Origin of the sequence: Streptomyces sp. RPA4-2, assembly GCF_012273515.2 — a bacterium.
Lineage (GTDB): Bacteria > Actinomycetota > Actinomycetes > Streptomycetales > Streptomycetaceae > Streptomyces > Streptomyces kaempferi.
In genome coordinates, this window is sequence record NZ_CP050975.2 from 7,774,130 (window position 1) to 7,798,669 (window position 24,540).

A 24,540-nucleotide genomic window follows, 5' to 3' on the forward strand; every position below is an offset into this window, starting at 1 on the left:
CCCTTCAGCGGGAGGCGCGCAAGATTAATTCATAAAATATGAGCCACGACTTTGCCGCGTCAACGGGTGCGTGTGCCATTGCTCCTATCTATCAGCGAGGACTCGGGTCAGAAAGGGGGGCTTATCCGCGTAAAGCGCGACCACTCATCCGATGAAAGCGGTCGGTCGAAGCCCTACTGACTCTGACCGGGGCGGCCCAGGTGGTGTCCTCCGCGCCCGGACGGGGCGGCGAGCGCGCGGGCGAGATAGGGAGCCGTCGTGCTCCCCGCCGCCCTCGCGACCTCGGCGGGCGGCCCCACCGCCACGATCCGGCCGCCGGCCTCCCCGCCGCCCGGCCCCAGGTCGATCACCCAGTCCGCGCCCGCGACCACCGCCATGGTGTGCTCGACGACCACGACGGTGTGCCCCGCGTCGACCAGTTCGTGCAACTGGCGCATCAGCACCTCGACATCGGCCGGATGCAGCCCGGCCGTCGGTTCGTCGAGGACGTAGAGCGTGTGCCCCCGGCGGACCCGCTGCAACTCGCCGGCCAGTTTGATGCGCTGGGCCTCGCCGCCGGACAGCTCCGTGGCGGGCTGGCCGAGCCGCAGATAGCCGAGCCCCACGTCGAGGAGCGTGGTGAGGCTGCGGACCACGGCCGGGGTGCCGTCGAAGAACTCCGTCGCGGTCTCCACCGTCATGTCCAGCACCTGCGCGATGTTCCGTCCGCGGTGGGTCACTTCGAGCGTCTCGGGGTTGTAGCGCGCCCCGCCGCAGTCCGGGCACGGCGCGTACGTGCTCGGCAGGAAGAGCAGTTCGACACTCACGAACCCCTCGCCCTGGCAGGTCTCACAACGACCGCCGGTGACGTTGAAGGAGAAGCGCCCGACCCCGTAGTTCCGCTCGCGCGCCGCCTCGGTCCCGGCGAACACCTTGCGTACGACGTCGAAGAGGCCCGTGTACGTGGCCAGATTGGAGCGCGGGGTGCGCCCGATGGGCCGCTGGTCGACCGAGACGAGCCGTCCGACCCCCTCCAGCTCCTCCGTCACCTCGCCGATGAGCGTGGACTTGCCGGAACCGGACACGCCCGTGACGGCGGTGAACACACCGAGCGGGATCTCGGCGGTCACCCCCCGCAGGTTGTGCCGGTGCACCGGCCCCACCTTCAACTGGCCGTGCGGGGTGCGGACTTCACGCTCCGGCGCGGGCGAGTGGCCGAACAGGAAGCGGGCCGTGGCCGACTCCTCGACCCCGGCGAGCTCCGCCACCGGACCGCTGTGCAGCACCCGGCCGCCGTGCTCACCGGCCCGCGGACCGACGTCGACGAGCCAGTCCGCGGCGCGCACGACGTCGAGGTGGTGCTCCACCACGAACACCGAGTTGCCCGCCGACTTCAGCCGCTCCAGGACCGTGAGCAGGGCCTCCGTGTCGGCCGGGTGCAGACCGGCGGACGGCTCGTCGAGGACGTAGACGACACCGAACAGGCCGGACCGCAACTGCGTGGCCAGCCGCAGCCGTTGCAGTTCTCCCGCGGAGAGGGTGGGGGTGGCGCGGTCGAGGCTGAGATATCCGAGACCGAGTTCGGCGACGGGGGCGATGCGCGACCTGAGGTCGTCGGTGAGCACCCGGGCCGTCTCCCCCTCCGGGCGCAGCGTTCCCGCCAGCTCGGTCAGCGGCAGCGCGGCCAGCTCGGCGATCGTCCGCCCGGCGAAGGTCACCGCGAGCGCCTCGGGGCGCAGCCGGCCGCCACCGCACACCGGGCACGGGGCGCTGCTGAGGAACCGCTCGGCCCTGGCCCGCAGCGTCGCGCTCTTCGAGTCGGAGAAGGTCTTCATGACATAGCGCCGGGCACTCATGTACGTGCCCTGATAGGGGCGTTGGATGCGCTCGGCATCCCGCACCGGATGCACGGTGACGACCGGCTGCTCGTCCGTGAACAGGATCCATTCCCGCTCGCCGGCGGGCAGCTCGCGCCACGGACGGTCCACGTCGTGACCCAGTGCGTCGAGTACGTCGCGCAGGTTCTTGCCCTGCCAGGCGCCGGGCCACGCGGCGATCGCGCCCTCGCGGATCGACAGCGTGGGATCCGGTACCAGCGACTCCTCGCTCGTGCCGTGGACCCGGCCGAGCCCGTGGCACTCCGGGCAGGCTCCGGCCGCCGTGTTCGGCGAGAAGGCGTCCGAGTCGAGGCGTTCGGCGCCGGCCGGATAGTCCCCGGCGCGGGAGAACAGCATCCGCAGGGAGTTGGAGAGGTGGGTGACCGTGCCGACGGACGAGCGCGAGGTGGGCGCCGAACGGCGCTGCTGGAGCGAGACCGCGGGGGGCAGCCCGGTGATGTCCCCGACCTTCGGCGCCCCGACCTGGTGGATCAGCCGCCGCGCGTACGGCGCGACCGACTCGAAGTAGCGCCGCTGGGCCTCCGCGTAGATCGTCCCGAACGCCAGCGAGGACTTGCCGGAACCCGAGACGCCGGTGAAGACGGCGAGGACGTCCCGCGGAATGTCGACGTCCACACCGCGCAGGTTGTGCTCACGGGCGTTGCGCACACGGACGTACGGATCGTGGGGGCCGTGCGGATCGGACATCGACGGGACTCCTGAGACGGTCTGCGACCTGGGGGCGAACGGGGAGTGGTGAACGGACAGGGTGAACGGAGAGAGGTGAAGGGACCGAGGTGAACGGACAGGGGGCAAACCACACCATTCTAGGCCGGGGTGAGTCCCGCGACGCGGGCGAGCCCGCGGAAGGAGTCCAGCAGGGCCTGCCGGTCGTAGGTGCTCGTCGTGACGAGCACCTCCTGCGCGCCCGTCTCCCTGATCACCGCCGCCAGCTCCTCGGCCACCTGCTCCTCGGTTCCCGCGAGCTGACCGGTGAGCCCGGACTCGTAGAGGTCCCGCTCCTTGCCGGTCATCACCAGGCCCTCGACGCGCCCGGCGGGCGGCAGCGGCGGGAAGGTGCCGTGCGTGCGGGAGTGTGCCATCGACCAGGCCTCCGGGATCAGCAGCCGGTGCGCGTCCTGCGACGTCGCCGCGACCGCGACCGTGCCGGAGACGACGACGTACGGCTCGCGCGCCCAGTCGGAGGGACGGAACGCCGCACGGTAGCGATCGATCCCGCGCCGCAACCTGTCCCGGTTCCTGAGGTCGCCGATGACCAGCGGGAGGCCCGCCCGTGCCGCGATGTCCGCGCCCTCGCCCAGGGCGAGCACGAAGGGTGGCACCGTCAGGCCCTCCGTGGGGCGCGCGTGCACCCCGGTCGGGGACGTGCCGCGGAACCAGCCCAGCAGCTCGTCGAGCTGGGCCGCGAAATCGGCCGACTCGGCGGCGTCCTTGTCCCGCCCCAGCGCCCTGCGCACCCCGGCCGTGAACCCGACGGAGCGGCCGAGACCCATGTCGATCCGGCCGGGGAAGAGGGCCTCCAGGACACCGAACTGTTCGGCCACGACCAGGGGTTGGTGATTCGGCAGCATCACCCCGCCGGTGCCGACGCGGATGGTGCGGGTGGCGGCGGCGACCGCGGCGGCCAGCACCGTCGGGGCGGACCCGGCGACGCCGGGCACGCCGTGATGCTCCGAGACCCAGAACCGGTGGTAGCCGAGCCGCTCGAGCTCCTGGGCCAGGCGCACGGTGTCGCGCAGCGCCTCGGCGGCGTCGTGCCCCTCACGGGTGCGGGAGCGGTCGAGGACGGAGAAGCGCACGCCCGCCCCGGCGGGACCCTCCGCCCCCGAGGCACCGCGCCGCTCCAGGCCGTGCGCCACCGCCCCGGAGGGGACGGGCCCCGCCCCGGTCCGGGTCTCGCTCTTCTCGGTCGTCACTGTGCTCACTCTCCACTGCCGTTTCCATGATCCGCCCGCTCTCCGGGACGGGCAAGGCAAGGGTGATCTCCGCGAGGCGCGTGGAGTGGTGAACCGTCGCGGCTTCTGGTCCAACACCGGGGCCGCCGTGGTGTTTCCGGGGTCTTACCGACGGTAACAACACGGGTGTCGCAGCAACACCAGCGGCGTCTCCCGCACCTCACGTACCTCCTACGGAAGGCAGCCCATGGAGAATTCAGTGTCCCCCACCGTGATCAGCAGACGCCGGGCCCTGACGGCGGCGGGCGGTGTCCTGGCCGGTGCCGCCCTCGCGGCGCACGCGGCACCCGCCTTCGCGGCCGGGTCGTCGGACGCGGACGCGATCGTCGTCGGCGGCGGGCTCGCCGGTCTGGTGGCGACGGCCGAACTGGCCGCCGCGGGGCGCAAGGTACTGCTGCTCGACCAGGAACCCGAGACCAACCTGGGCGGACAGGCTTTCTGGTCCTTCGGGGGTCTCTTCCTGGTCGACTCCGACGAACAGCGTCTGATGGGCATCAAGGACTCCCGGGAGCTGGCCTGGCAGGACTGGCTGGGAGCGGCCGGTTTCGACCGCGGCGTCGGGGACCCGGCCGGCCAGGACCACTGGGCCCGCAAGTGGGCCGAGGCGTACGTGGACTTCGCCGCGGGGGAGAAGCGGTCCTGGCTGTACGGGCTGGGCGTGCGGTGGTTCCCGATCGTGGGCTGGGCCGAGCGCGGTGGCGGGCTCGCGGACGGGCACGGGAACTCGGTACCCCGCTTCCATGTCACCTGGGGAACCGGCCCGGCCGTGGTCGAGCCGTTCGAGAAGCGGGTGCGGGCCGCGGTCGCGGACGGGAAGGTGACCTTCAGGTTCCGGCACCGCGTGGACGAGATCGTGCGCACCGGCGGCGCCGTGACGGGCGTCCGGGGCGCGGTCCTCGAACCGAGCACCGCGGCGCGCGGCAAGGCCAGTTCGCGCACGGTGGTCGGAGACTTCGAACTCCGCGCGCCGGTCGTGATCGTCACCTCGGGAGGCATCGGCGCCAACCACGACCTCGTGCGGCAGAACTGGCCGGCCCGGCTCGGCACCCCGCCCAAGTTCATGGTCACCGGTGTGCCGGCCCATGTGGACGGCCGGATGCTCGGGATCACCGAGGCGGCGGGCGGGCGCATCGTCAACCCCGACCGGATGTGGCACTACACGGAGGGACTCAGGAACTACGACCCGATCTGGGCCAACCACGGCATCCGCATCCTGCCGGGACCTTCGTCGATGTGGTTCGACGCCACCGGCAAGCGCTTCTCCGCCCCCGATCTCCCCGGATACGACACCCTCCACACGCTCAAGTCGATCACCGACACGGGCTACGACTACTCCTGGTTCGTGACGACCCAGAAGATCATCGCCAAGGAGTTCGCGCTCTCCGGCTCGGAGCAGAACCCGGACCTCACCAACAAGGACGTCTGGATGCTGCTCTCGCGCATCTGGCAGACCCCCGAGCCGATCGAGAAGTTCAAGAAGAACGGGGTCGACTTCGTCGTCGCCTCCACGCTCTCCGAACTGGTCACCGGCATGAACAAGCTGACCGGCGACGGACTGATCGATCTCGCGGACCTCAAGCGGCAGATCGACGCCCGCGACCGGGAGATCGACAACCCGTACACCAAGGACGTCCAGGTCATGGGGATCCGCAACGCGCTCGCCTACACCGGGGACTCGCTCAGCCGCACCGCGCCGATCCACAAGATCCTGGACGCCGGCGCCGGACCGCTGATCGCCGTCCGGCTCAACATCCTCACCCGCAAGACCCTGGGCGGTCTGCAGACGGACCTCTCGGGCCGCGTCCTGGACGCCACCGGCACCGCGATCCCCGGTCTCTACGCGGCCGGTGAGGTCGCGGGATTCGGCGGCGGGGGAGTGCACGGATACCGGTCGCTGGAAGGCACGTTCCTGGGTGGCTGCCTGTTCTCCGGGCGACAGGCGGGACGGGCGGCGGCCGCCGCGATCTGACCCCGGCGTACGGGCCGCCGGCGACGACCCGCCGTCGGTCCGTACGTCGACCTGCGGCCGGCTTGCGGCCGGTGATCCGTACGCCGACCTACGGCCGGCTCGCGTCCGGTGATCCGTACGCCGATCCGCCACCGGTCCGTCCGGCAGCCCGTACGCCGGTCTGACACGGGCCTGTCGCTACGGCGATCCGTGCGCGGGTCCGTTCGGCGGTCCCTACAGCGGTCCGTGCGCGGGGCCGTCCGGCGGTCTGCACGCCGGTCCGTGGGCCGGGCTCTCCGGCGATCCCTCCGCCGGTCCGTACACGGTCCGGTCCGTTCCGGCGTGGTCGGGCGTGTTCCGGACGGGACCTCGTGGACCGGGGGCGCGGGGTCGCCGGTATTTGCGCGGAGCGCGAGTCGCTGCGTCCATGCGGCCGATCCGCGGTGGCTGTGCGACTAAGCGAACCGCGATCGGGAAATGGCATTCCGGAGCCCTTGCCGCCGGCTCACACGGACGCGGAGGCAGGACCGGCTCCACCCCCACGAAACGCAGGAGTGCGCATGCAGTACGTGAAGCTCGGTTCGACGGGCCTGGACGTGTCCCGGATCTGCCTCGGCTGCATGAGCTTCGGGGTGCCCGGCCGGGGGACCCACGAGTGGACCCTCGACGACGAGGCGTCCCGCCCCCTGATCCGCCGGGCACTGGAGGCCGGCATCACCTTCTTCGACACGGCGAACGTCTACTCCGACGGCACCAGCGAGGAGATCGTCGGCCGCGCGCTGGCGGAGTTCGCCCGCCGCGACGAGATCGTCATCGCCACCAAGGTCAACGGCGCGATGCACGACGGCCCCAACGCGCGCGGCCTGTCCCGCAAGGCCGTCATGACGGAGATCGACAACAGCCTGCGCAGACTGGGCACCGACTACGTGGACCTCTACCAGATCCACCGCTTCGACCCCGCCACGCCCGTCGAGGAGACGATGGAGGCCCTGCACGACGTCGTGAAGGCGGGCAAGGCCCGCTACATCGGGGCGAGTTCGATGTACGCCTGGGAGTTCTCCAAGGCGCAGTACACGGCGCTGCTGCACGGCTGGACCCGGTTCGTGTCCATGCAGAACCACTACAACCTCCTCTATCGCGAGGAGGAGCGCGAGATGCTGCCGCTCTGCGCGGACCAGGGCGTCGGCGTGCTGCCCTGGAGCCCGCTCGCGCGTGGCCGTCTCACCCGCGCCTGGGACGTCACCACCGAGCGCAGCAGGACCGACGAGTTCGGCAGGAAGCTCTACCAGGAGGGTGACCGGGACATCGTCGACGCCGTCGGCCGGATCGCCGCCGAGCGCGATGTCCCGCGCGCCCGGATCGCCCTCGCCTGGCTGTTGCGCGGCAGCACCGTGACCGCTCCCGTCATCGGCGCCACCAGGGCGGGTCACGTCGACGACGCGGTGGCCGCCCTCGACGTGGAACTCACCGAGAAGGAGGTCGGGGAACTGGAGCAGCCGTACACGCCCCGGGCGATCAGCGGTCACTGATCCACTGGCCCGATCCGTTCGCCACGCCCAATCTCTCATCGGGCAAAAGTAATGCGCACATGAGCGGCCACCGGAGACCGGTGAATCCGGTGCCGCCGTCGCAAGAGGCGGTCGACGGATATTGGGAGCGCTCCCAATAGTGGGCATCGCATGGGTATGCCGTGCCGTCAGTGGCCTGGTGAGTGCCCATTCCGCCGGGGGCCCGCAGGGAGGTGGGCGTGGCGCACGGCCCCCGGCGGAAGGCCGGAGGATTTCTGATTTCTTTTTACGCGAGCTTCTATTGACGTTTCGTCAATCTCCCTCGCGCCCGGCGGAATCGGGAAAACGAGGGGATGGCTTGTTTCGGCAAGGTCCGCTGTGCAAAGGTGTGCCTTGTTGGCGTGCAGACAATATTTACTTCCTTCTGCGCGTGCACGGTGTGGCCGCCCGCCCCGCTTCCGGAGAGCCGTCGAAGTGGGTGCTCGCGACGACACGGTCCCCATGGGCAGCCCCTCGCCTGACCGGGCGGGCTGCCTGCCCATTGGTATGGACTCATTCATGCGTTGCCTTTGGGAGGAAAGCGGACGTGAACGACCCCGCCCTGTCTCAGTCCCCGGAATCCGCTCGCTTGTTCGAGATATCGGATGAGCGACTGGCGGCCGAACTGAAGAAGAGCTCGGGGAACACGCCCGCGCACCACCCCGTCGGAGAACTCCTCGACCGCCACTGGGAAGCAGTCTTCGGCTACGCGCGGCTGTGCACCAACGGCGTGCGTCCCGCCGGAATGCTCACCACGGCCGCATTCACCCGGTTGTTCGGCGAATCCCTGCGGCAGACCGGACCGACGGCCGCCTGGCGGCCGCAGTTGCTGGTCACCGTGCGCCGTATGACCGCCGAATGGCTAGCGGACCAGCGGCGGGAATCGCTCCACCCCGAACTCCTGGCCGGTCCGGACGGTGAGGCGGGGGTCGTGGCCCGGCTCCTTCCGCCGGAGGGCAGGCGACTGCTGTCCCGCGCGTTCCAGCGGCTTCCGGAGCCCGCCCGCTGCCTGCTCTGGCACGCCGAGGTCGAGGCCGAGCAACTGGCCCTGCCCGCAGCTCTGTTGGGTATCCGTGAGGATGCCGCCATCGTCGAGCTGCAGCGGGCCCGTGAACGCCTGCGCGAGGGCTGCCTGGAGATCCACCGCGAACTGGCCCCCGAGGAGGAGTGCCGCCAGTACCACCGCATGCTGGACGTGTCGCTGCGGCGCGGCGGTGACGACCTCGACCCCGATCTGCGCCGGCACATGGGCCGCTGCCGCCACTGCCTCAACACCGCCGAGCAGTTGAACCACTTCAACGGCGAACTCGCCCTGCCACTGGCCGAGTCCGTACTCGGCTGGGGCGCCGAGGCCTATCTCGCCTCCCGTCCGGGACGCGCCGTCGCGATCGTGGAGGTGACGGACGACGCGCCCGGCGGCCCCGGCACCCAAGCGATCCCTCCCCTCCCGGCCAACGCCCCCCTCCCGCCCAGTCGGCCCCCACGAGTGTCGCCGCGCGGCCAGTCGCCGGCCGACTCCCGCCCGGCGACACACAAAGCACCCCGGCGCGCGCCGGGCCGCCGCAACATCGCGCTGGCCGCACTGACCGCGAGCGGCCTGATCCTGGTCCCGCTGGCCCTGTGGGCGGCCCAGGGCTCGGACGGCCCCGCCGAGGGCGCCGGCCCTTCGGGCAGGCCGAGTTCGGGCCCCGCCAAGGCACCCGCTGCGAAGCCGTCCTGGATAGGCGACGCTTCGAACGGCACCGTGCGCGGCCGGTTGCGCAACCTCAAGACCGGACTGTGCGTCGGCATCGTCGACGGGAAGCTCGTGAAGGGGGCCGAGACGGCACTCACCTCGTGCTCCTCGGACGCGGCACAGGAATGGTCGTACGAGGCGGACGGGGTGCTGCGCGATGTCGCCGACCCGGGCCTGTGTCTCGACTCCCACCTCGGCTACTCGGTCCAACTGGCCTCCTGCACCGGCGAGTCCGGCTCGACCGGCAAGAACGTGCGCTACGACTTCACCCTTCAGGGGGAGCTGGTGCCACGGGGCAACCAGGACCTGGCCCTCACCCCCGCCGCCACCAACGGCGAGGGAGCCCTGGTCCTCAAGCTCCGCAAGGACCAGGCCGTCCAGCACTGGACCCTGGACACCTCGTCGCCCTCGCTCCAGATGGCGGCGGTGGACTGGGACGCCGACGGAGCGGCCGGTGAGCCCGAGCCCCGGCAACCCTCCGGGTCCGCACGGCCGGGTTCGCCGAACGGTGCGTCCGAGGCCTCGCCCGAGCCCTCGGCCGGACCGTCGACGCCCTCGGCGGATTCCTCCGCGCCGGGTTCCACGTCCTCCTGCTCCCCGTACGACTGCCCGCCGGGGAACGGCCAGTACGGCACCCCGGGATCCGGCGACGACGGCTCCTGGGGCAACGGCGGTTATGGAGACGGCGGTTACGGCGGCTACGGATCCGGCGGTGGCCGGGGCGGCCACCGCTGAGGCGTAGCCTGCCGTCCCGCCCACGGGGATCGCACCGCCCGGCGACCGGCCTCCGGGTGCGGACCGCCTCCGCCGAGAGGTGTCACGACGTGGCGGTGGCCGACCCCGCCGTGGCCGACGCGGAGGCGCCCGTGCCCAGGAACTCCGCCCAGCCGCCGCGGGGGGACTGTCCGGGATCGAGGGTGCGCAGCTTGCGCAGTACCGCGGGGTCCTGGACCTCCAGCCACTCCACGAGCTGGCGGAACGAGACCAGGCGCACGTCGTCGTGCCCCGCTATCTGCTCGATGGCCTGTTCTACGGCGTCCATGTATATGCCCCCGTTCCACCGTTCGAAGTGGTTGCCGACGAAGAAGGGGGCCCGGTTGCTCTCGTAGGCCCGGCGGAAGCCGGCGAGGTAGCTGTCACGGGCCTGCACGCGCCAGGCGTCGTACTGGGACCGGTCACCGAGCGGGTTGGCGTTCGACTGGTTGGCCATCAGGTTGTAGTCCATGGACAGGACCTGGAAGGTGTGGCCGGGGAAGGGGATGGACTGCAGCGGGAAGTCCCAGACGCGGCCGTTGTGGACCTTGCCCGGCCACATCTGCAGGCCGCCGGAGGAACTGGCGTCGTACTTCCAGCCGAGGGCCGCGGCCGTCGGCAGCAGGTTGGACTGGCCCTCCAGACACGGGGTGCGGCCGCCGATCAGCTCCTTGTCGTAGTCGAAGGGGAGCGGTTGGAGATCGGTGAAGCCGGTGTTGGTCTTCCACTCGGTGACGAACTTCTTCGCCTGGTCGATCTCGCTGCGCCACTCGGCGGGGGACCAGCGGCGCACCCCGTCCGAGCCGCAGAAGTGACCGTTGAAGTGGGTGCCGATCTCGTGCCCCTCCAGCCAGGCACCCCGGATCTGCTGGAGCGTCGCGTGGATGTGCCGGTCGGAGAGGTAACCGATCGCGGAGGCGCCCACCGGGTGCTGCGGCGGGCTGTAGAGATGCTTCTTCGACTCGGGCAGCGTGTAGATGCCGCTGAGGAAGAACGTCATCGACGCGCCGTGGTCGGCGGCGACCTTGCGGAATCGCGAGAACAGCTTGTTGCTGAGCTCGCCCGCGCCGTCCCAGGAGAACACCACGAACTGCGGCGGACGCTCGCCGGGCTTCAGCCGCTCGGCCATCGGCTGCCCCGGCTGGGCCCCCGTGTCGGCGGTGGAACCGTCGCCGATGAGCCGGGGCCGCGGGGTCGTGTCCCTCACCGTCCCCTTGCCGTCGCTGCCCACGGACCAGTCGTTCGCCGAGCAGGCGGAGAGCGCGCCGAGCGCTCCCGCCGCGGCCGTCGCGGTCAGCAGACGCCTGCGTGAGATGCCGGTCATGATGAACCCCCGATGTCCTCGATACCGCTCCAGCGCCGGGCCGGAGCTTCCGTTACCGCGACGCCCCGCTCCGCGGAGGGTGCGTCAAACGGTGTGATGCGCGGAGGTCCGGGAAAGGTCGCCGGCGGCGGCACGTGTTGCCGTTCCGTGACAAACCCCGCCGTCCGTGGGTCGGACGGCGGGGCGGCGGGATGCGGGACGGACCGCGGGGGAGCGGCGGGGTCAGGCGCCGGTGCCGGCCCGGACGACCGTCAGGGAGACCGACGAGGAGTTCCCGGACACCGGGACCTTGCCGCCCTTCCAGGCCGCCTTGAGCGGGTCCCGCTCGTCGGGCGGCGTGACGACCAGCGACGCCGGCGTGGCCGTGCGGGCCCCGCTGATCTCCGGGTTGGAGAACGTCAGGCCCGCCCACGCGCTCTGCCCGGGGGCCAGCGTGACCGTGGCCGGCGAGCCGGGCGAGCGCTTCGGGTCGGGCCCGAGCTGTTTGCCGGACGCGTCGACGAAGGCGGCCCCGGGGTAACCGCGCAGGGTGCAGGTGCGGTGGGAGGCGTTGGTGAGGACGACGGGGAAGTTCTCCTGGCCCGCTCCCGGGTCGTTGCCGCCGACCGTCGCGCGCAGCTCGGAGGTGTGGCAGCGGGTGTTCGCGGCACCGCTTCCCGTCGAGGCCGTGGCGGTGGCCGAGGACGAGCCCGACGCCGGTGCCGACGTCCTGCCGCCCCCGGCCGAAGCGGTGCTGGTGCGGGAGCCGTCCGCGGTCGTGTCGCCGGAGGCCGGCTGCGCCGTGCCGGGGAGCTTCTGCGGGGTGCCGCTCGTACCGCTGTCGGTGCCGCAGGCCGAGAGCGTGCCCAGCAGCGCGATACCCGCGACCACCGCCGCCCAGTGCGCGGGGGAGGACGTACGGCGTACGGGAATCTCGTCGCCGTGCCGGAAGGTCGCCATGTCAAACTCCTTCGAATTCAGCGCACGCCGTGACTCGTGCGTACGGCGCTCCGTGCTCCGTCATCAGTGTCCGATGCGCGCCGGCCGGAAAAAGTTCGCGAGTCCGGCACGCGTTCTCGTCAGGTGCCTACCCGTACGGAACCGAGCACACGGTCGGTGGCGTCGCTGTCGCTCTTCTGGCGGATCTGTACGTAGAGCTGCGGCTGTGCGGCGCCGCCCGCGGGGGTGAGCGACGCCTCCGTGAGCGAGCCGTGACCGCCCGGGCAGTCGCTCCAGGTCCTCACCAGCCCGTGCCAGTGCGCGCCGGTGTAGGTGCGGCTGCCGTCGTAGTGGCAGCCGGTGTGGGCGAGCGAGGCGACCTCGGCCCGTACGTCCCCGCGTTCGCTCAGACCGACGAACACCCCGTCGACACCCGAGCCCAGGTCCTGCCACTTCGCCAGGTCGTCGGCGACGGCCAGCCCCGGTTCGCGGGTGTCCGACAGGCCCACGGTCCGCGGATTCCACCCGGAGTCGCGCAGCTGGCGGCCCCAGGCGCGCGGCACCTCCACCGTGAGCCGTCCCGAGGCGTCCGCGACCCGCACGGAACCGCCGGAGGACTGCCGGGTCACCAGGGCGGCGGTGACGCCGCCGGCGGCGACCACGACCGCGACGGCCACCGCGGCGATCACCGTCCTTCGACGGCGCCGGGCCGGTCGGGCGGCCGGAGCCGGCGTCACTGCGGCCAGCCGCTCCAGCTCCTCGGCCAGACCCAGCGCCGTGGGCCAGCGCCGCTCCCGGTCGGGTTCCATGGCACGCAGCAAGGCCCGCTGGACGGCCGGCGCCAGGCCGGTACGGAGCCGGTCGGGACGTACAACCTTGCCGGGCGGCCCGGGTACCGTGCCCGTGACCAGGTGATAGCCGAGGGCTCCCAGGCTGTACACGTCGGCCCGCGCGTCGATCCCCGACCCGGGCTGGGCCTGCTCCGGCGGGGTGTAGCCCGCGGAACCCGCGGCCATCGTCAGCCCGGAGGCGTGTGCCAGGCTCTTGGCGAGACCGAGGTCCGCCAGCAGGACCCGCTCGCCCGCTCCGGGCGCCGTGCGCAGCAGCACGTTGGACGGCTTGATGTCGCGGTGCACGATCCCGGCCTGGTGCAGCGCGGCCGCGCCGCGGGCCGCCAGGGCGGTCAGCCGCAGGGCCTCGGGCACCGGCAGCGGTTCACCGCCGACCCGGTCCGCGAGGGTGCCCCCGTCCGCGTACTCCATGACGAAGTAGGGTCTGCCGTCCGGGAGTTCACCGATGTCGTAGACCTGGACGACCCGGTTCGAGTCGGCCTTGCGCAGCAGCCGGGCCTCGGCGAGGAAGCGCTCCCGGACATCCAGGTGGTCGACCCAGTTGTCGGACAGCACCTTCACGGCGACGACCGCGTCCAGTACCTCGTCGTGGGCGAGCCAGACCACGCCGAAGCCGCCGGCGCCCAGGCGCCGGTCCAGACGGTAGCGGCCGATCCGCTGCGGAGGGTGCATGCGACTATCATGCCTGGCCTCTGATCGGCACCGAGGGGAGCACCCAGTGCAGGACGCGGCGGGAACCGAGGAGCTCGCGCTGCGCGCGGCCGCGGGCGATCCGGACGCCCTGGATCTGCTGCTCCAGCGGCTGGGGCCGGAGGTCATGCGGCGCTGCGGGCGATTCCTGCCGTGCCGTGAGGACGCCGAGGAGGCGGCACAGGACGTCCTCCTCCAGGTGGCGCGGAAGATCACCGGCTTCGAGGGCCGCAGCCGCTTCAGCACCTGGCTCTACACGGTCGTCGCCAACTGCTCCCGCCAGAAGTACCGCGAGCTGAAGCGGCGGGCTGCCGAGCAGCCGGACGTCATCGACGCCTCACAACATGTCGACCCCCGCACCACGAGCGTCATCGCCGGTTCCCGCGTCGACCTCCTGGAGGCGCTGGAGCGGCTGGAGCGCGAACACCCGCACCTGGTGGCCCCGCTGGTCTACCGGGACATCTGCCAACTGGAATACGCCGAGGTCGCCGAACGGGTCGGCATCCCGCTCGGCACGCTCAAGTCCCGTCTGCACGAGGCCCGTAAGCAGATCAGGCCCTGGCTGGCCGACGCCTCGTGACATCGCCGTACTTCCGCGACGTTGCCAACACTGTTTCAGTGAAGGGGAGTTGGCGCAGAAGGTGAGGCGGTCGCGGGCCGGGGGGCGGGTGTGCCCGTCGGCCCCCGCGCCGGACCGGTTCACGGGGTTCCGGGTCGCCCGGCGCGACCGGTGCCACGGGCCCTTAGGGTGGTCGGCGTGACGCAGAAGAGCAGCAGACCGGTCGCCGTGTTCGACCTCGACGGCACGCTCGCGGACAGCGCGCACCGACAGCGGTTCCTGGAGCGCACCCCGCGCGACTGGGACGCGTTCTTCGCGGCCGCGCCGCAGGATCCGCCGCTGGCCGAGGGCGTGGCCCTGGCGATGGAGAGCGCGCGGGAGTGCGATGTGGTCTACCTGACCGGCCGTCCCGAGCGCTGCCGCCGTGACACCGTCGCGTGGCTGGCCGCCCAGGGGCTGCCCGAGGGGCCGGTCTTGATGCGGCGCGACGACGACCGCAGGTCGGCCCGCCGTACCAAGCCGGAGATCCTCCGCCGACTCGCCCGCGACCGTGAGATCCGTGTCCTCGTGGACGACGACGAACTCGTCTGCGACGAGGCCGAGCGGGCCGGTTTCACGGTCGTACGGGCGCGCTGGGCGACCGCGTCGGCGACCCTGAAGAACGCGCAGGAGCGCGAGGGGCGGACCTGACCGGGCCGACGTGAGCGGGCCGACCTGGGCGCCCGTCCGGGGCGACGCGAAGGCCGCCGGTCGGCCGTTCGGGGGTCGGGGGGTCCGCTCGCGATCCCGCTCCGGGGCGGGGAGCGAGTGGTGGCCGGAGTGACGGGTCCGTGCCGCATGTCCATGGGGTCCGGCGCGCGACTCCGCGGCGGATCGCGCCGGCCCGCGGCGGATCGGCGTACGGCCCGGCGGGGGAGCGGTATGTGGCCCCGGGGCGGGGCCACATACCGGGAAAAGCGGCGCCCGGTGGCGTCAGGCGCCGTCCTCCAGACGGAAGCCGACCTTCAGACCCACCTGGTAGTGCTCGACCTCCCCGTCCACGATCTGACCCCTGACCTGGGTGATCTCGAACCAGTCCAGGTTGCGCACGGTCTGCGAGGCGCGGGCGATCCCATTGCGGACGGCCTGGTCGATCCCCTCGGGCGAGGTGCCGACGATCTCGGTGACCCGGTACGTGTGGTCGGTCATGCGGGTGCTCCTCTCCGCCGTGGCGGGTGTGCCACGCGTCATTCCACGGTGCCTCACAGCGCCGCGGTACGCGAGATGTCGGCGGTGTCCTGACCGGCCGCCCTTGACGGGCCTGATTGGTCCATACCAAAATCAGAACACCCGTACGAGCGCTGAGCTCGTCCCCCACGCCGGGTTCCCTTTCCGCTGTCCGCAAGACAGAACAGGATCCCCCTCGTGACGCGTCGTCTGCTCGCCCTCGCCTGTGTGACCGCCTCCCTGCTGACCGCCTGCGGAGCTCTGCCGGGGGAAGGCGGTGGACGGCACACCGTGACGGTGTGGCTGATGAAGGACAGCGCGTCCGAGGAGTTCCTCAAGCGGTTCACCGAGGACTTCGAACGGACCCACCGGGACATCGCCCTGGACATCCGCATCCAGCAGTGGACCGGGATCGTGCAGAAGGTCCAGGGGGCGCTGGGGGGTGAGGGAGGCAGCGGGCCGGACGTCATCGAGGTGGGCAACACCCAGGTGGCGCAGTACGTGGACAGGGGCGGCCTGAGCGACCTGACGCTCGAGTCGGTGCGCGACTGGGGCATGGACGACTGGCTCCCGGGCCTCGCCCAGCCGGGCCGGTTCAGCACCCGCCAGTACGGCATCCCCTGGTACGCGGCGAACCGCGTCGTCATCTACCGCAAGGACCTCTTCGACCGGGCCGGGATCAAGAAGCCGCCGAAGACCCGCGATCAGTGGATCGAGGACACGGGACGGCTCAACTCGGCCGGAAACCAGGGGATCTACCTGGCCGGGCAGGACTGGTATACCTTCGCCGGGTTCGTCTGGGACGAGGGCGGAGAGCTCGCGACGGAGTCCGGCGGAACCTGGGAGGGCTCCCTGGGGACGCCCGCGGCCCTGCGCGCCATGGACTTCTACCGGCGGCTCCAGGCGCTCGGCTCCGGGCCCGCCGACGCCGACGAGGAACACCCGCCGCAGGCCGGGGTGTTCGCCGGTGGCCACGTGGCACAGATCGTGGCCGTACCCGGGCTCGCCCAGGCGATCGTGGAGCAGAACCCGGCACTGCGGAAGAAACTCGGGTTCTTCCCCGTCCCCGGCAGGACGGCCGCCGAGCCCGGCGCCGTCTTCACCGGCGGCTCCGACCTCGTGGAGCCCAAGAACACCGACGACCGGCGGGCGGCCACGGCCGTCGTCTCGGCCCTCGTCGGCGCCAAGTGGCAGACCCGACTGGCCCGGACGATGAACTACGTGCCCAACAAGACCACTCTCGCGGGCGCGGTGGCCGGCGAGGAGGGCGCCGCGGCCATGGCGGTGGGCGCCGCGCGCGGCCGGGCGACCCCCGCCTCGCCCCGGTGGGCCGCCGTCGAGGCCGACAACCCGATCAAGTCCTATATGACCAAGGTCCTGACCGGTGCCGACCCCGCGACCGAGGCCGGGCGCGCCTCCCGGCTGATCACGGAACGGCTGGCGGAGACCGGGGGATGAGTCCCGGGCCGCCGTCCCCCGGGGGTGTCACCGGAGGAAGCCCGTGTAGTTCTGCTGCTCGATCTGGCTGTTGATCTGCTTCACGGTCTCCAGGCCCACGCTCACGATGATCAGAATGCTCGTACCGGTGAGCTGGTTGGCGCCGCCGAAGCTCGCGAACGCGACGGTGGGGACGAGGGCGATCAGGCCCAGATAGAGGGCGCCCGGCCAGGTGAGTCTGTTGAGGACGTAGCCCAGGTACTCGGCCGTGGGCCGGCCGGCCCGCAGGCCGGGGATGAACCCGCCGCTCTGTTTGATGTTCCCCGCCACCTCCTCCGGATTGAACGTGATCGCCACATAGAAGAAGGCGAAGAACACGATCAGGAGGAAATACGCGAGGACGTAGTACGGATGGTTTCCCCGGACGAAGTTCTGTGTGACCCAGGTGGCCCAGCCCGCGTGCGAGTTGGAGAACTGTGCGATCAGCGCGGGAATATAGAGGAGCGACGAGGCGAAGATGACCGGAACCACGCCGGCCTGGTTGACCTTCAGCGGGATGTAGGTCGCCGTTCCTCCGTACGACTTACGGCCGATCATCCGTTTCGCGTACTGCACCGGAATACGGCGCTGCGCCTGTTCCACGAAGACGACCAGGGCCACCATCGCGAACCCGACGAGAATGACGACGCCGAAGCCGAGCCACCCGTCGGCGATCTGCCCCTCCTGTTTGACGGTCCACAACGCGCCGGGGAACGTGGAGGCGATGGAGATGAAGATGAGCATCGACATTCCGTTGCCGATACCGCGTTCGGTGACGAGCTCTCCGAGCCACATCACGCAGGCCGTCCCCGCGGTGATCGTGAGCACCATCACCAGCGTGGTGAGGATCGAATGGTCCGGGACGATGCCCGCGGCGGTCGGGCAGCTGGGGAACAGCGCACCACTGCGGGCGGTCGCGACCAGGCCCGTACCCTGCAGGACGGCGAGGGCCACCGTCAGGTAGCGGGTGTACTGGGTGATCTTCCCCTGCCCGGCGGCGCCCTCCTTCTTCAGCGCCTCCAGTTTCGGGATGACCACCGTCAGCAGTTGCAGAATGATGCTCGCCGTGATGTACGGCAGAATTCCCAGCGCGAACACGGTGATCTGGAGCAGCGCGCCGCCACTGAACAGGTTGACCAGACCCAGCAGGCCGCCGCTCTTCGTCGCCGCGTCCACGCACGCCTGGACGTCCCGATAGTTCACACCGGGGAGCGGCACATGCGACCCCACGCGGTAGAGCACGATGATGCCGAGCGTGAACAACAGCTTCTTGCGCAGGTCCGGGGTTCTGAAGACCTTGGCGAATGCGCTCAGCAAGGGTTCCTCCTTCGCCCCCGCGCCAGCACGCCAGAGGTGAACAGAAGCAGATTTTCCGAGCTCGGGAACACGCTCAGGAACGCGACGCGAAGTAATGCCTCGCGAAGTAGGGAAATTCAAGCACCATCATCGAATGGGACATCAGGGTCGGCAACCGGAAAGGCACGGGAGGACACCACCGGCGGCGTGCTGGTGTTTCCGTCAGCCGGCGAGGCCGAGGTTGTGGAGTCGGGCGATGCCTGCCGACGAGTGCGAAGGCGATCCGTCCGGTGGGTCGGCGGGTCTTGGCACAGGTCCTCGGAACGAGACGGGTTCCCCCGGGCGGCTCTCTCTCGGCCGCGGCTGGCGTCCCGGCTCAGCCCCGCTTGCGCCTGTGGTCGGGAAGGGCGCCTGACCTTCCTGTTCTTCTGCACCCGTCAGGGCGTGAGCAGGTTGGCGAGTTCTGTTCGGGAGCTGATGCCGAGCTTGGGGAACGCGCGGTAGAGGTGGTGGGCGACGGTGCGTGGGCTCAGGAACAGGTGCGTGGCGATTTCGCGGTTGGTGGCGCCGGTGGCCGCGAGGCGGACGACTTCGCGCTCCTGGGCGCTCAGGCGGGTCAGGGGGGAGTCGGTGGCGTCGGACGGGTCGTGGGTTTCACCCGCTGCCTGGAGTTCCGTGCGAGCGCGGTGGGCCCAAGGCCGGGCGTTCAGCTGATCGAAGTTTTTCAGTGCGGTGCGCAGTTGGTCACGGGCGTCGATGTTGCGGCGCGAGCGGCGCAGCCACTCGCCGTAGAGGAGGTGGGTGCGTGCCCGATCGAAGTCGTTGCTGTCGGTGTGCAGGTCCAAGGCGGCCAGATAGTGCTGCTCGGCCTGTGTGTCCGGGCTGGTCAGGGCCGCGCAGCGGTGCGCTTGGGCAGTGAAGTGGAGCTGTCCGAGGTCGGCCGCCCATGTCATGAGCTGGTCCGCGGGTGCCCGCGCCCCTTCCGGATGTCCGGCGCGTACGGCCGCCTCGATCAGATCCGGCAACAGGTGCCGGGCCAGGAAGGGGTGGCCCGCCGCCTGCCGGGCCGCCTCCAGATGGCGCAGCGCGTCCTGCGCCCGCCCGAGGCCGAGGTCGAGCAGCCCCAGCGCCCACAGCGACTCCGCCGCGCCCCGTCCGACCGAGCGCGGGCGGGTGTACTCCAGTGCCTGTTCGGCCATTTCCCGGGTCTGCGCCTCCTCTCCTTGGACGGCGGCCAGCACCGCCAACAGGGCGCGCAGATGGGCTGCTCGGTGGTCCAGGTCGTAGCCGTCGGCCAGCCGGAGCGCTTCGGCGGCGTGTGCGTGCGCGTCGTCGAGCCGGCCCAGCGTCAGCTCCACCTGGGCGCGCAGATGCAGCGTGGTGGGCAGCCATCCACCGATGCCCTGCTCGCGGCAGTGGGCGACCGCCGCGGCGGCCAGTTCGTGCGCGGTCGCGTGATCGGCCATCAGGTGGCAGTAGATCGCGGTCACCAACTGGTCCATGAGCCCGACGTCGGCCAGGCGTCCGGCCCGTACGAGAGTGTCCAGGGCGCGTCGCGCGCCGGGCAGATCGCCCGCCAAGAGGTGGGCGGGCAGGGCCAGGATCGGCAGATGGGGTGCGCGGACGCCGATCTCCACCATGAGGGGTGCGTCGCCGGCGCAGAAGGCCGCGTGGACGGCGTCGGTCAGCAGCGGCGCGAGCTTGTCGGGGCGGTCGGCCGAGATCGTGTCCGCGCAGTCGGCCAGGATCCGGGCGGCCCGGCGCGGGCTGCCGTAGCCGAGCTCGACCACGGAGCGTACCCGGGCGAAGTCCGCCGCCATCCCCGGGTCCCGCAACGGCAGTGGCACCTGGTCGGTGAGAGCGCGGCACCGTTCGTCCTGGCCTGCCTCGCTCGCCTTCTGCGCGGCGGTGATCAGGCGGCGGGCGTGCCGGTGCGGATCGGCGGTCAGACGGGCGGCCCGCTCGTACGCCGCGGACGCGGACGCCATCGCCTGCCTGCTTCCGGCCCACTCGGCGACCCGTTCCAACTCCGCGGCGACCTCTTCGTCCGGGCCGGTCGTCGCGGCGGCCAGGTGCCAGGCGCGCCGGTGCGCGTGCTGGGCGCCGTCCAGGTCCGCCGCCAACGCCCGGTGTGCCGCGATCCGCCAGGCCAGCGGGGCCTGTTGGTAGGCGGCGAACCGGATGAGGGGGTGCCGGAAACGCAGCTTCTGCGCGGAGACGAAGACCAGTCCGGCACGCTCGGCGGGCTCCAGATCCCTGACTTCCCCGTCGAGCCGGCCCGCGGCTGCCAGCACGGTGGGAAGGTCCCCGGTGTCGTCGGCCGCGGCCACCGCGAGCGTGCGCTGGGTCGCGTCGGGAAGCCGGCTGATCTGCTGTGCGAACCCTTCCTGGAGCTGATGGGGCAGCTCGGGCCGCGCCTCGGCCGGGGCCAGCGGACCCAGCTGTCCACCGCGCTGCGCCGGGGTCAGCGCGGCGGCCAACTCCCGCAGTGCCAGCGGGTTTCCCTGCGCCTGGTCGAGGATGTGCTCGGCGACCGGGGGAGCGAGGCCGGGCAGCAGCGCCACGGCCGCCCGTCGGTCGATGCCGGTGACGTGTACGCGCGGCAGCGCCCTCGATCCGCCCTCCGGCGAGGTGCCGCGGGTGGCGAAGAGCATGACGATGCCTTCGTCCCGCAGCCGCCGGGCGGCAAAGGTCAGTGCGTCCGCGGACGGCCGGTCGAGCCATTGCAGGTCGTCGGCCAGGCACAGCAGGGGGTCGTCCGTGGCCGCCTCGGACAGCAGCGACAGTGTGGCGAGCCCCAGGGTGAGACGGTCCCGTACGGGCTCGTCGCTCAGGCCGAAGACGGCGCGCAGAGCCCCGGCCTGCGGTCCCGGCAGCCGGTCGAGTAGATGGAGCACCGGCAGGAAGAGTTGATGGAGCCCTCCGAAAGCGAGCTCCATCTCCGACTCGATGCCCTCGACCCGCAGCACGCGCATGCCGTCCGCGTGGGCGGCCGCATGCTCAAGGAGAGTGGTCTTGCCGATGCCGGCCTCGCCGTGCAGCAGCAGTGAACTGCCCACCCCGCGCCGCGAGTTGGTGAGCATCCGCTCAATGTGGCGTCGTTCTTCCGCGCGCCCCTGCACCGTCCGCTCCCCCTCGCCGGCAACCGAGCATCATGATCGACACTGTACGTCGGGGGAGGGGCGATGCCGCAACGGACCGTTCTCAGGCGCCTTCGAGCACCGGCCTGATCTCGATGGTCTCCAAGGTGCCGAGCCCCTTGGCGAGTTCCACGGCTTCCTCACGGTCGGCCACGTCGATGACGAACCAGCCGCCCAGGGTCTCCTCACCGAGGTGTGCGGGCCCGTCGGTCACCGTGGCGGGCGCCGCTTCGGTGGTCTTGCGCACGGTCGCCGCGGAGGCCGACCCGGTGTCCAGGGCATCGCCACTGATCAGTTTGCCTGCCGCCGCGATCCTGCCGATCCAGGTCTCGTACGCCGCTCGGTGAGCGGCCCGGTCGGTCCGGATCCGGTGGCGCGACTCATCGGTCTCGAAGATCACGAGTGCGTACTTCATGAGCGTTCCCTTTCGTTGCTTCGTTGCTTGGTTGCTTGGTTGCTTGGTTACGTGCGGACACGGACGCCGACGCGGGCAAGTGCGCCGATTTCCAGCGCTGTCCACAGGGCTCCGTCCGGGCCCAGGGCGATCCCGTGCGGCTCCGAGCCCGGGGTCGGCAGGTCGTGCACGGTGACTGTGCCGTCGGGGGTGAGGGAGCCCACCCGGTTGCCGGCCCACTCGGTGAACCACAACGTCCCGTCGCTGCCGGCGGTGATGGCATGCGGCCGGGACGTGCGGTCGGGCAGCGGGAACTCGGTGATCCCGCCGTCGGGAGTGATCCGCCCGATCTGCCCCGCACCGATCTCGACGAACCAGACCGCCCCGTCGTGCCCGGCCGCGATGCCCACCGGGGCGGCGGACCTGGTCGGCAACGGGTGCAGAGTGACGGCTCCGTCCATGCCGATCCGCCCGATCGCATCGGCCTGGTTCAGGGTGAACCACATCCCGTCGTCGGCGCCTGCGGTGATCGCGGAGGGGTAGGTCCCCGTGGCCGGCAGCGGGAACTCGGTCACCCGGCCGTCGGTGGTGATCCGGCCGATCCGGTCGGCGGCGGTCTCGGTGAACCACAGCGCTCCGTCCGGCCCGGCGGCGATTCCGAACGGACCGCACTCCGCGGTCGGCACGGTGAATTCCTCGACCTTGCCATCGAGGGCGATCCGGCCGATGCGGTGCGCCCGGTGCTCGGTGAACCACAAGGCGTCGTCCGGCCCGACAGCGATGATCGTCGGCCCGCAGTCCGGATCGAGTTGATGGTGCGTGAGTACCCCTCCGGGCACGAGACGCCCGATGCCCCCGCTGTGAACCAGCGTGAACCACAGCGCCCCGTCCGGGCCCGTGGTGAGCGCGTAGGGACCGCTGTCGCTCCCGGTCAAGGTGAACTCTTCGATGGAAACCGGCATCGGACCGGCTCTCCTCTCTCATTCGGCTCATACGGCTGTCTCCATACGGCGCGCCCGCTGCCGCCCTTCATCAACCGTCCGTCCCCCTCGGGCGAAGGGGCCTGCGTGTCTCCGCCCTACGTCACCGGCGCCGAATACAGCATGCGGGTCTCCGAAGTCCGGTAACCGGCACGGGCGAAGGCCGCGGCCATGGGGGCGTTGCCGGTGTCCGTGGTGGCTGTGATCAGTTCGGCACCGGATTCCGCGTGGATGAGGGTGATCTCGGTGAGGAGGTCGTCCACGTACCCATGGCCGCGGAACTCGGGGACGACTCCCAGGTAGCCCACGTTGCGGGCATACGGTGTCGCGGAGGGGAGGGCGAGGCCCACGACCTGCCCGTCCGAGGTGTGGGCCACGCGCCACCACTCACGCCGACCGGGGCAGCCGAGATAGAAGTCCATCTCGCCCCTGGCCGTGGCTTCGGCGCCCTTGACGGCGATGTTCCTGCGGGTCTCGTCGTCCAGGCTGCCGACGGCTGTCCGACGGAACAGCTGGAGGAACTCCCCGTCCGAAGCGGGGGCGAACGTCAGCCAAGCCCCCTGGACGTGGGGAGGCCGACGTCGGCCGTCCATTGCAGGCGCAGCCGTTCCACCTCGTGCGTGAGGCCAGCCGCCACGGCGGCCCGGCACCGCCACTCCACGGCGGCCACCGCGGCCGGGGTGTCACGCCAACCGACGGGCAGCGTCAGGTTGTACAGCGGAGTTCTGGGCGCACCGGCGTCGGCGAACGCCCGCAGCGCGGCGGTCAGCAGCCCGGCCGCCACCTCCGCGCGGCCGGGGAGCGTCGCGTCGACATGCAGACAGTCCAGGGCGACGGGGTGGGCGCTGTCCTGCCGCCCCCACCACAAGGAACGGCCCACGATCCGCCCGTCGTCCTCGGCGATCCAGGTCCACTCCGGCCGGTACATCCCCTGCTTCAACTCGTGCAGGTAGCGGTCGGCGTCGATCCAGCCCACCGGTTCATCCACGATGACTGCTGCGACACGCTCTTGATCGGCCTCGGTCGTGGGGCGGAACAACACGTTTGCTCCTACTGCTTGGTGTACGTGGTGACAGTCGCCCCGGTGGCGAAAACCCGGGAGTCCGTCAGGGTGAAAGCGGCAGGGTCGAATGCCGCGTGGAACAGCGGAACGCCGGCGCCGAACACCACCGGGCAGCGGTGGACCACGAGCTTGTCGACCTCGCGCAGCAAGCGCCCGGCCAGCACCGGGCCGCCGCACAGCCAGATGCCCATGCCCGGACGCCGCTTCAGCTCGCGGACGAACCCCGCCGGGTCCCCGGCGACGACATCGACGCCTGACGCGGGCCGTTTCAGGGACGAGGAGACCACGTACTGCCGCAGCCAGGGATACGGGCTGTCGGCACCGGCCGCCCGAGCGGATTCGTAGACGCCGCGCCCCATGACGACCGTGTCGAACCATCTGTTCGACGTGCTGACGACGCCCAGCTGCCTGCGGGCATGGTCCGGGACGGTCTCGGGGCACTCGGCCAGAACGGCGGCCTTGAGGTCGCCGTCGAGGCCGAAGGGGTCGTACTGACCGTCAGGACCGGCGGTGAAGCCGTCGACACTGCAGCTGACGAGGTACGTGAGCAGACGCATGCGGGTCCGATTCCGATCCGTTGCCACCAGGGACGAGATGACACTAGGCACCCCGATTCAGGAGGGCATCGGTCATCGCGACGTAACGTGACCCGCCTCGCCCGGGACGGCATCGGTAGCGGTGTCGGTAGCGGTAGCGGTAGCGGTAGCGGTGTCGGTACCGGAGGGCCGGGGTGTCAGGTGTGAGGACAACGGGCGCCGGCGGTGTACATCGCCGACGCCCGTTGCCCGTGCTTGTTGCGGCGCCCGGGTTCACCACCCGGGCGCCCTC

At 71.3% G+C, this 24,540-nt stretch carries 19 protein-coding genes; 6 read left to right on the forward strand and 13 right to left on the reverse strand.

What is annotated here, in order from left to right:
• Positions 1-173 precede the first annotated feature (173 nt).
• Together HEP85_RS33960 and HEP85_RS33965 are read right to left on the reverse strand one after the other, a co-directional pair.
• On the reverse strand, positions 174-2,564 hold the full coding sequence (locus HEP85_RS33960) for an excinuclease ABC subunit UvrA (protein WP_168531351.1): 2,391 nt from the start codon (positions 2,562-2,564) through the stop codon (positions 174-176).
• A 119-nt stretch (positions 2,565-2,683) separates the two neighbouring features.
• Positions 2,684-3,724, reverse strand: coding sequence for an LLM class flavin-dependent oxidoreductase (locus HEP85_RS33965; protein ID WP_168534317.1), 1,041 nt, complete (start codon positions 3,722-3,724; stop codon positions 2,684-2,686).
• Between the two features lie 295 nt (positions 3,725-4,019).
• Here HEP85_RS33965 and HEP85_RS33970 point away from each other — a divergent pair, with 295 nt between their 5' ends.
• The 3 genes from HEP85_RS33970 (at position 4,020) to HEP85_RS33980 (ending at position 9,797) form a co-directional block, all read left to right on the forward strand.
• Positions 4,020-5,801 (forward strand): FAD-binding dehydrogenase, encoded by a 1,782-nt coding sequence (locus HEP85_RS33970; protein WP_168531352.1) that lies wholly within the window; start codon positions 4,020-4,022, stop codon positions 5,799-5,801.
• A 539-nt stretch (positions 5,802-6,340) separates the two neighbouring features.
• The gene (locus HEP85_RS33975; RefSeq protein ID WP_168531353.1) at positions 6,341-7,309 is read left to right on the forward strand and encodes an aldo/keto reductase; all 969 of its coding nucleotides are present in this window, start codon (positions 6,341-6,343) and stop codon (positions 7,307-7,309) included.
• Between the two features lie 607 nt (positions 7,310-7,916).
• The gene (locus HEP85_RS33980) at positions 7,917-9,797 is read left to right on the forward strand and encodes a ricin-type beta-trefoil lectin domain protein (protein ID WP_248002178.1); all 1,881 of its coding nucleotides are present in this window, start codon (positions 7,917-7,919) and stop codon (positions 9,795-9,797) included.
• Positions 9,798-9,879: 82 nt separating this feature from the next.
• On the opposite strand, the gene HEP85_RS33985 is transcribed toward HEP85_RS33980, so the two are convergent.
• From HEP85_RS33985 to HEP85_RS33995, 3 genes are all read right to left on the reverse strand, one after another.
• On the reverse strand, positions 9,880-11,139 hold the full coding sequence (locus tag HEP85_RS33985; protein ID WP_168531355.1) for a hypothetical protein: 1,260 nt from the start codon (positions 11,137-11,139) through the stop codon (positions 9,880-9,882).
• A 222-nt stretch (positions 11,140-11,361) separates the two neighbouring features.
• Positions 11,362-12,078 (reverse strand): DUF4232 domain-containing protein, encoded by a 717-nt coding sequence (locus HEP85_RS33990; RefSeq protein WP_168531356.1) that lies wholly within the window; start codon positions 12,076-12,078, stop codon positions 11,362-11,364.
• Positions 12,079-12,197: 119 nt separating this feature from the next.
• On the reverse strand, positions 12,198-13,580 hold the full coding sequence (locus HEP85_RS33995; RefSeq protein ID WP_369657959.1) for a serine/threonine-protein kinase: 1,383 nt from the start codon (positions 13,578-13,580) through the stop codon (positions 12,198-12,200).
• Between the two features lie 46 nt (positions 13,581-13,626).
• On the opposite strand from HEP85_RS33995, the gene HEP85_RS34000 reads away from it, so the two are divergent.
• Positions 13,627-14,178, forward strand: coding sequence for an RNA polymerase sigma factor (locus tag HEP85_RS34000; protein WP_168531357.1), 552 nt, complete (start codon positions 13,627-13,629; stop codon positions 14,176-14,178).
• 177 nt (positions 14,179-14,355) lie between these two features.
• Complete coding sequence (locus tag HEP85_RS34005; RefSeq protein WP_168531358.1) at positions 14,356-14,847, forward strand: HAD family acid phosphatase; 492 nt, start codon at positions 14,356-14,358, stop codon at positions 14,845-14,847.
• A 282-nt stretch (positions 14,848-15,129) separates the two neighbouring features.
• Here HEP85_RS34005 and HEP85_RS34010 read toward each other — a convergent pair whose 3' ends face one another.
• Positions 15,130-15,345, reverse strand: a complete 216-nt coding sequence (locus HEP85_RS34010) for a dodecin (protein ID WP_168531359.1) — start codon at positions 15,343-15,345, stop codon at positions 15,130-15,132.
• Between the two features lie 216 nt (positions 15,346-15,561).
• Here HEP85_RS34010 and HEP85_RS34015 point away from each other — a divergent pair, with 216 nt between their 5' ends.
• Complete coding sequence (locus HEP85_RS34015) at positions 15,562-16,821, forward strand: extracellular solute-binding protein (protein ID WP_168531360.1); 1,260 nt, start codon at positions 15,562-15,564, stop codon at positions 16,819-16,821.
• A 27-nt stretch (positions 16,822-16,848) separates the two neighbouring features.
• Here the strand turns inward: HEP85_RS34015 and secY are convergent, their stop codons facing one another.
• The 7 genes from secY to HEP85_RS34050 all read right to left on the reverse strand — a co-directional run bounded on the left by secY (position 16,849) and on the right by HEP85_RS34050 (position 24,269).
• On the reverse strand, positions 16,849-18,156 hold the full coding sequence (gene secY / locus HEP85_RS34020) for a preprotein translocase subunit SecY (RefSeq protein WP_329528048.1): 1,308 nt from the start codon (positions 18,154-18,156) through the stop codon (positions 16,849-16,851).
• 416 nt (positions 18,157-18,572) lie between these two features.
• The gene (locus tag HEP85_RS34025) at positions 18,573-21,257 is read right to left on the reverse strand and encodes an AAA family ATPase (RefSeq protein WP_282189871.1); all 2,685 of its coding nucleotides are present in this window, start codon (positions 21,255-21,257) and stop codon (positions 18,573-18,575) included.
• Positions 21,258-21,339: 82 nt separating this feature from the next.
• Complete coding sequence (locus HEP85_RS34030; RefSeq protein ID WP_168531362.1) at positions 21,340-21,690, reverse strand: YciI family protein; 351 nt, start codon at positions 21,688-21,690, stop codon at positions 21,340-21,342.
• A gap of 47 nt (positions 21,691-21,737) precedes the next feature.
• The gene (locus HEP85_RS34035; protein ID WP_168531363.1) at positions 21,738-22,631 is read right to left on the reverse strand and encodes a virginiamycin B lyase; all 894 of its coding nucleotides are present in this window, start codon (positions 22,629-22,631) and stop codon (positions 21,738-21,740) included.
• Positions 22,632-22,747: 116 nt separating this feature from the next.
• A complete protein-coding gene (locus tag HEP85_RS34040; protein ID WP_369657960.1) occupies positions 22,748-23,242 on the reverse strand; it encodes a GNAT family N-acetyltransferase in 495 nt (164 codons plus the stop codon).
• Positions 23,197-23,637, reverse strand: coding sequence for a hypothetical protein (locus HEP85_RS34045; RefSeq protein WP_369657961.1), 441 nt, complete (start codon positions 23,635-23,637; stop codon positions 23,197-23,199). The genes HEP85_RS34040 and HEP85_RS34045 overlap by 46 nt, the downstream gene beginning before the upstream one ends.
• Positions 23,638-23,699: 62 nt before the next feature.
• Entirely contained in the window at positions 23,700-24,269 is a 570-nt protein-coding gene (locus HEP85_RS34050) for a dihydrofolate reductase family protein (protein ID WP_168531365.1), read from the reverse strand.
• Positions 24,270-24,540: the final 271 nt, after the last annotated feature.

Excerpts from the sequence above, each read along its gene's own strand:
- HEP85_RS34040 (WP_369657960.1), bottom strand. The coding sequence starts at position 23,242 with ATGGACGGCCGACGTCGGCCTCCCCACGTCCAGGGGGCTTGGCTGACG.
- HEP85_RS33985 (WP_168531355.1), bottom strand. The coding sequence starts at position 11,139 with ATGACCGGCATCTCACGCAGGCGTCTGCTGACCGCGACGGCCGCGGCG.
- HEP85_RS33970 (WP_168531352.1), top strand. The coding sequence starts at position 4,020 with ATGGAGAATTCAGTGTCCCCCACCGTGATCAGCAGACGCCGGGCCCTG.
- HEP85_RS33990 (WP_168531356.1), bottom strand. The coding sequence starts at position 12,078 with ATGGCGACCTTCCGGCACGGCGACGAGATTCCCGTACGCCGTACGTCC.
- HEP85_RS33975 (WP_168531353.1), top strand. The coding sequence starts at position 6,341 with ATGCAGTACGTGAAGCTCGGTTCGACGGGCCTGGACGTGTCCCGGATC.
- HEP85_RS34010 (WP_168531359.1), bottom strand. The coding sequence starts at position 15,345 with ATGACCGACCACACGTACCGGGTCACCGAGATCGTCGGCACCTCGCCC.
- HEP85_RS34050 (WP_168531365.1), bottom strand. The coding sequence starts at position 24,269 with ATGCGTCTGCTCACGTACCTCGTCAGCTGCAGTGTCGACGGCTTCACC.
- HEP85_RS34030 (WP_168531362.1), bottom strand. The coding sequence starts at position 21,690 with ATGAAGTACGCACTCGTGATCTTCGAGACCGATGAGTCGCGCCACCGG.
- HEP85_RS34035 (WP_168531363.1), bottom strand. The coding sequence starts at position 22,631 with ATGCCGGTTTCCATCGAAGAGTTCACCTTGACCGGGAGCGACAGCGGT.
- HEP85_RS33995 (WP_369657959.1), bottom strand. The coding sequence starts at position 13,580 with ATGCACCCTCCGCAGCGGATCGGCCGCTACCGTCTGGACCGGCGCCTG.
- HEP85_RS33960 (WP_168531351.1), bottom strand. The coding sequence starts at position 2,564 with ATGTCCGATCCGCACGGCCCCCACGATCCGTACGTCCGTGTGCGCAAC.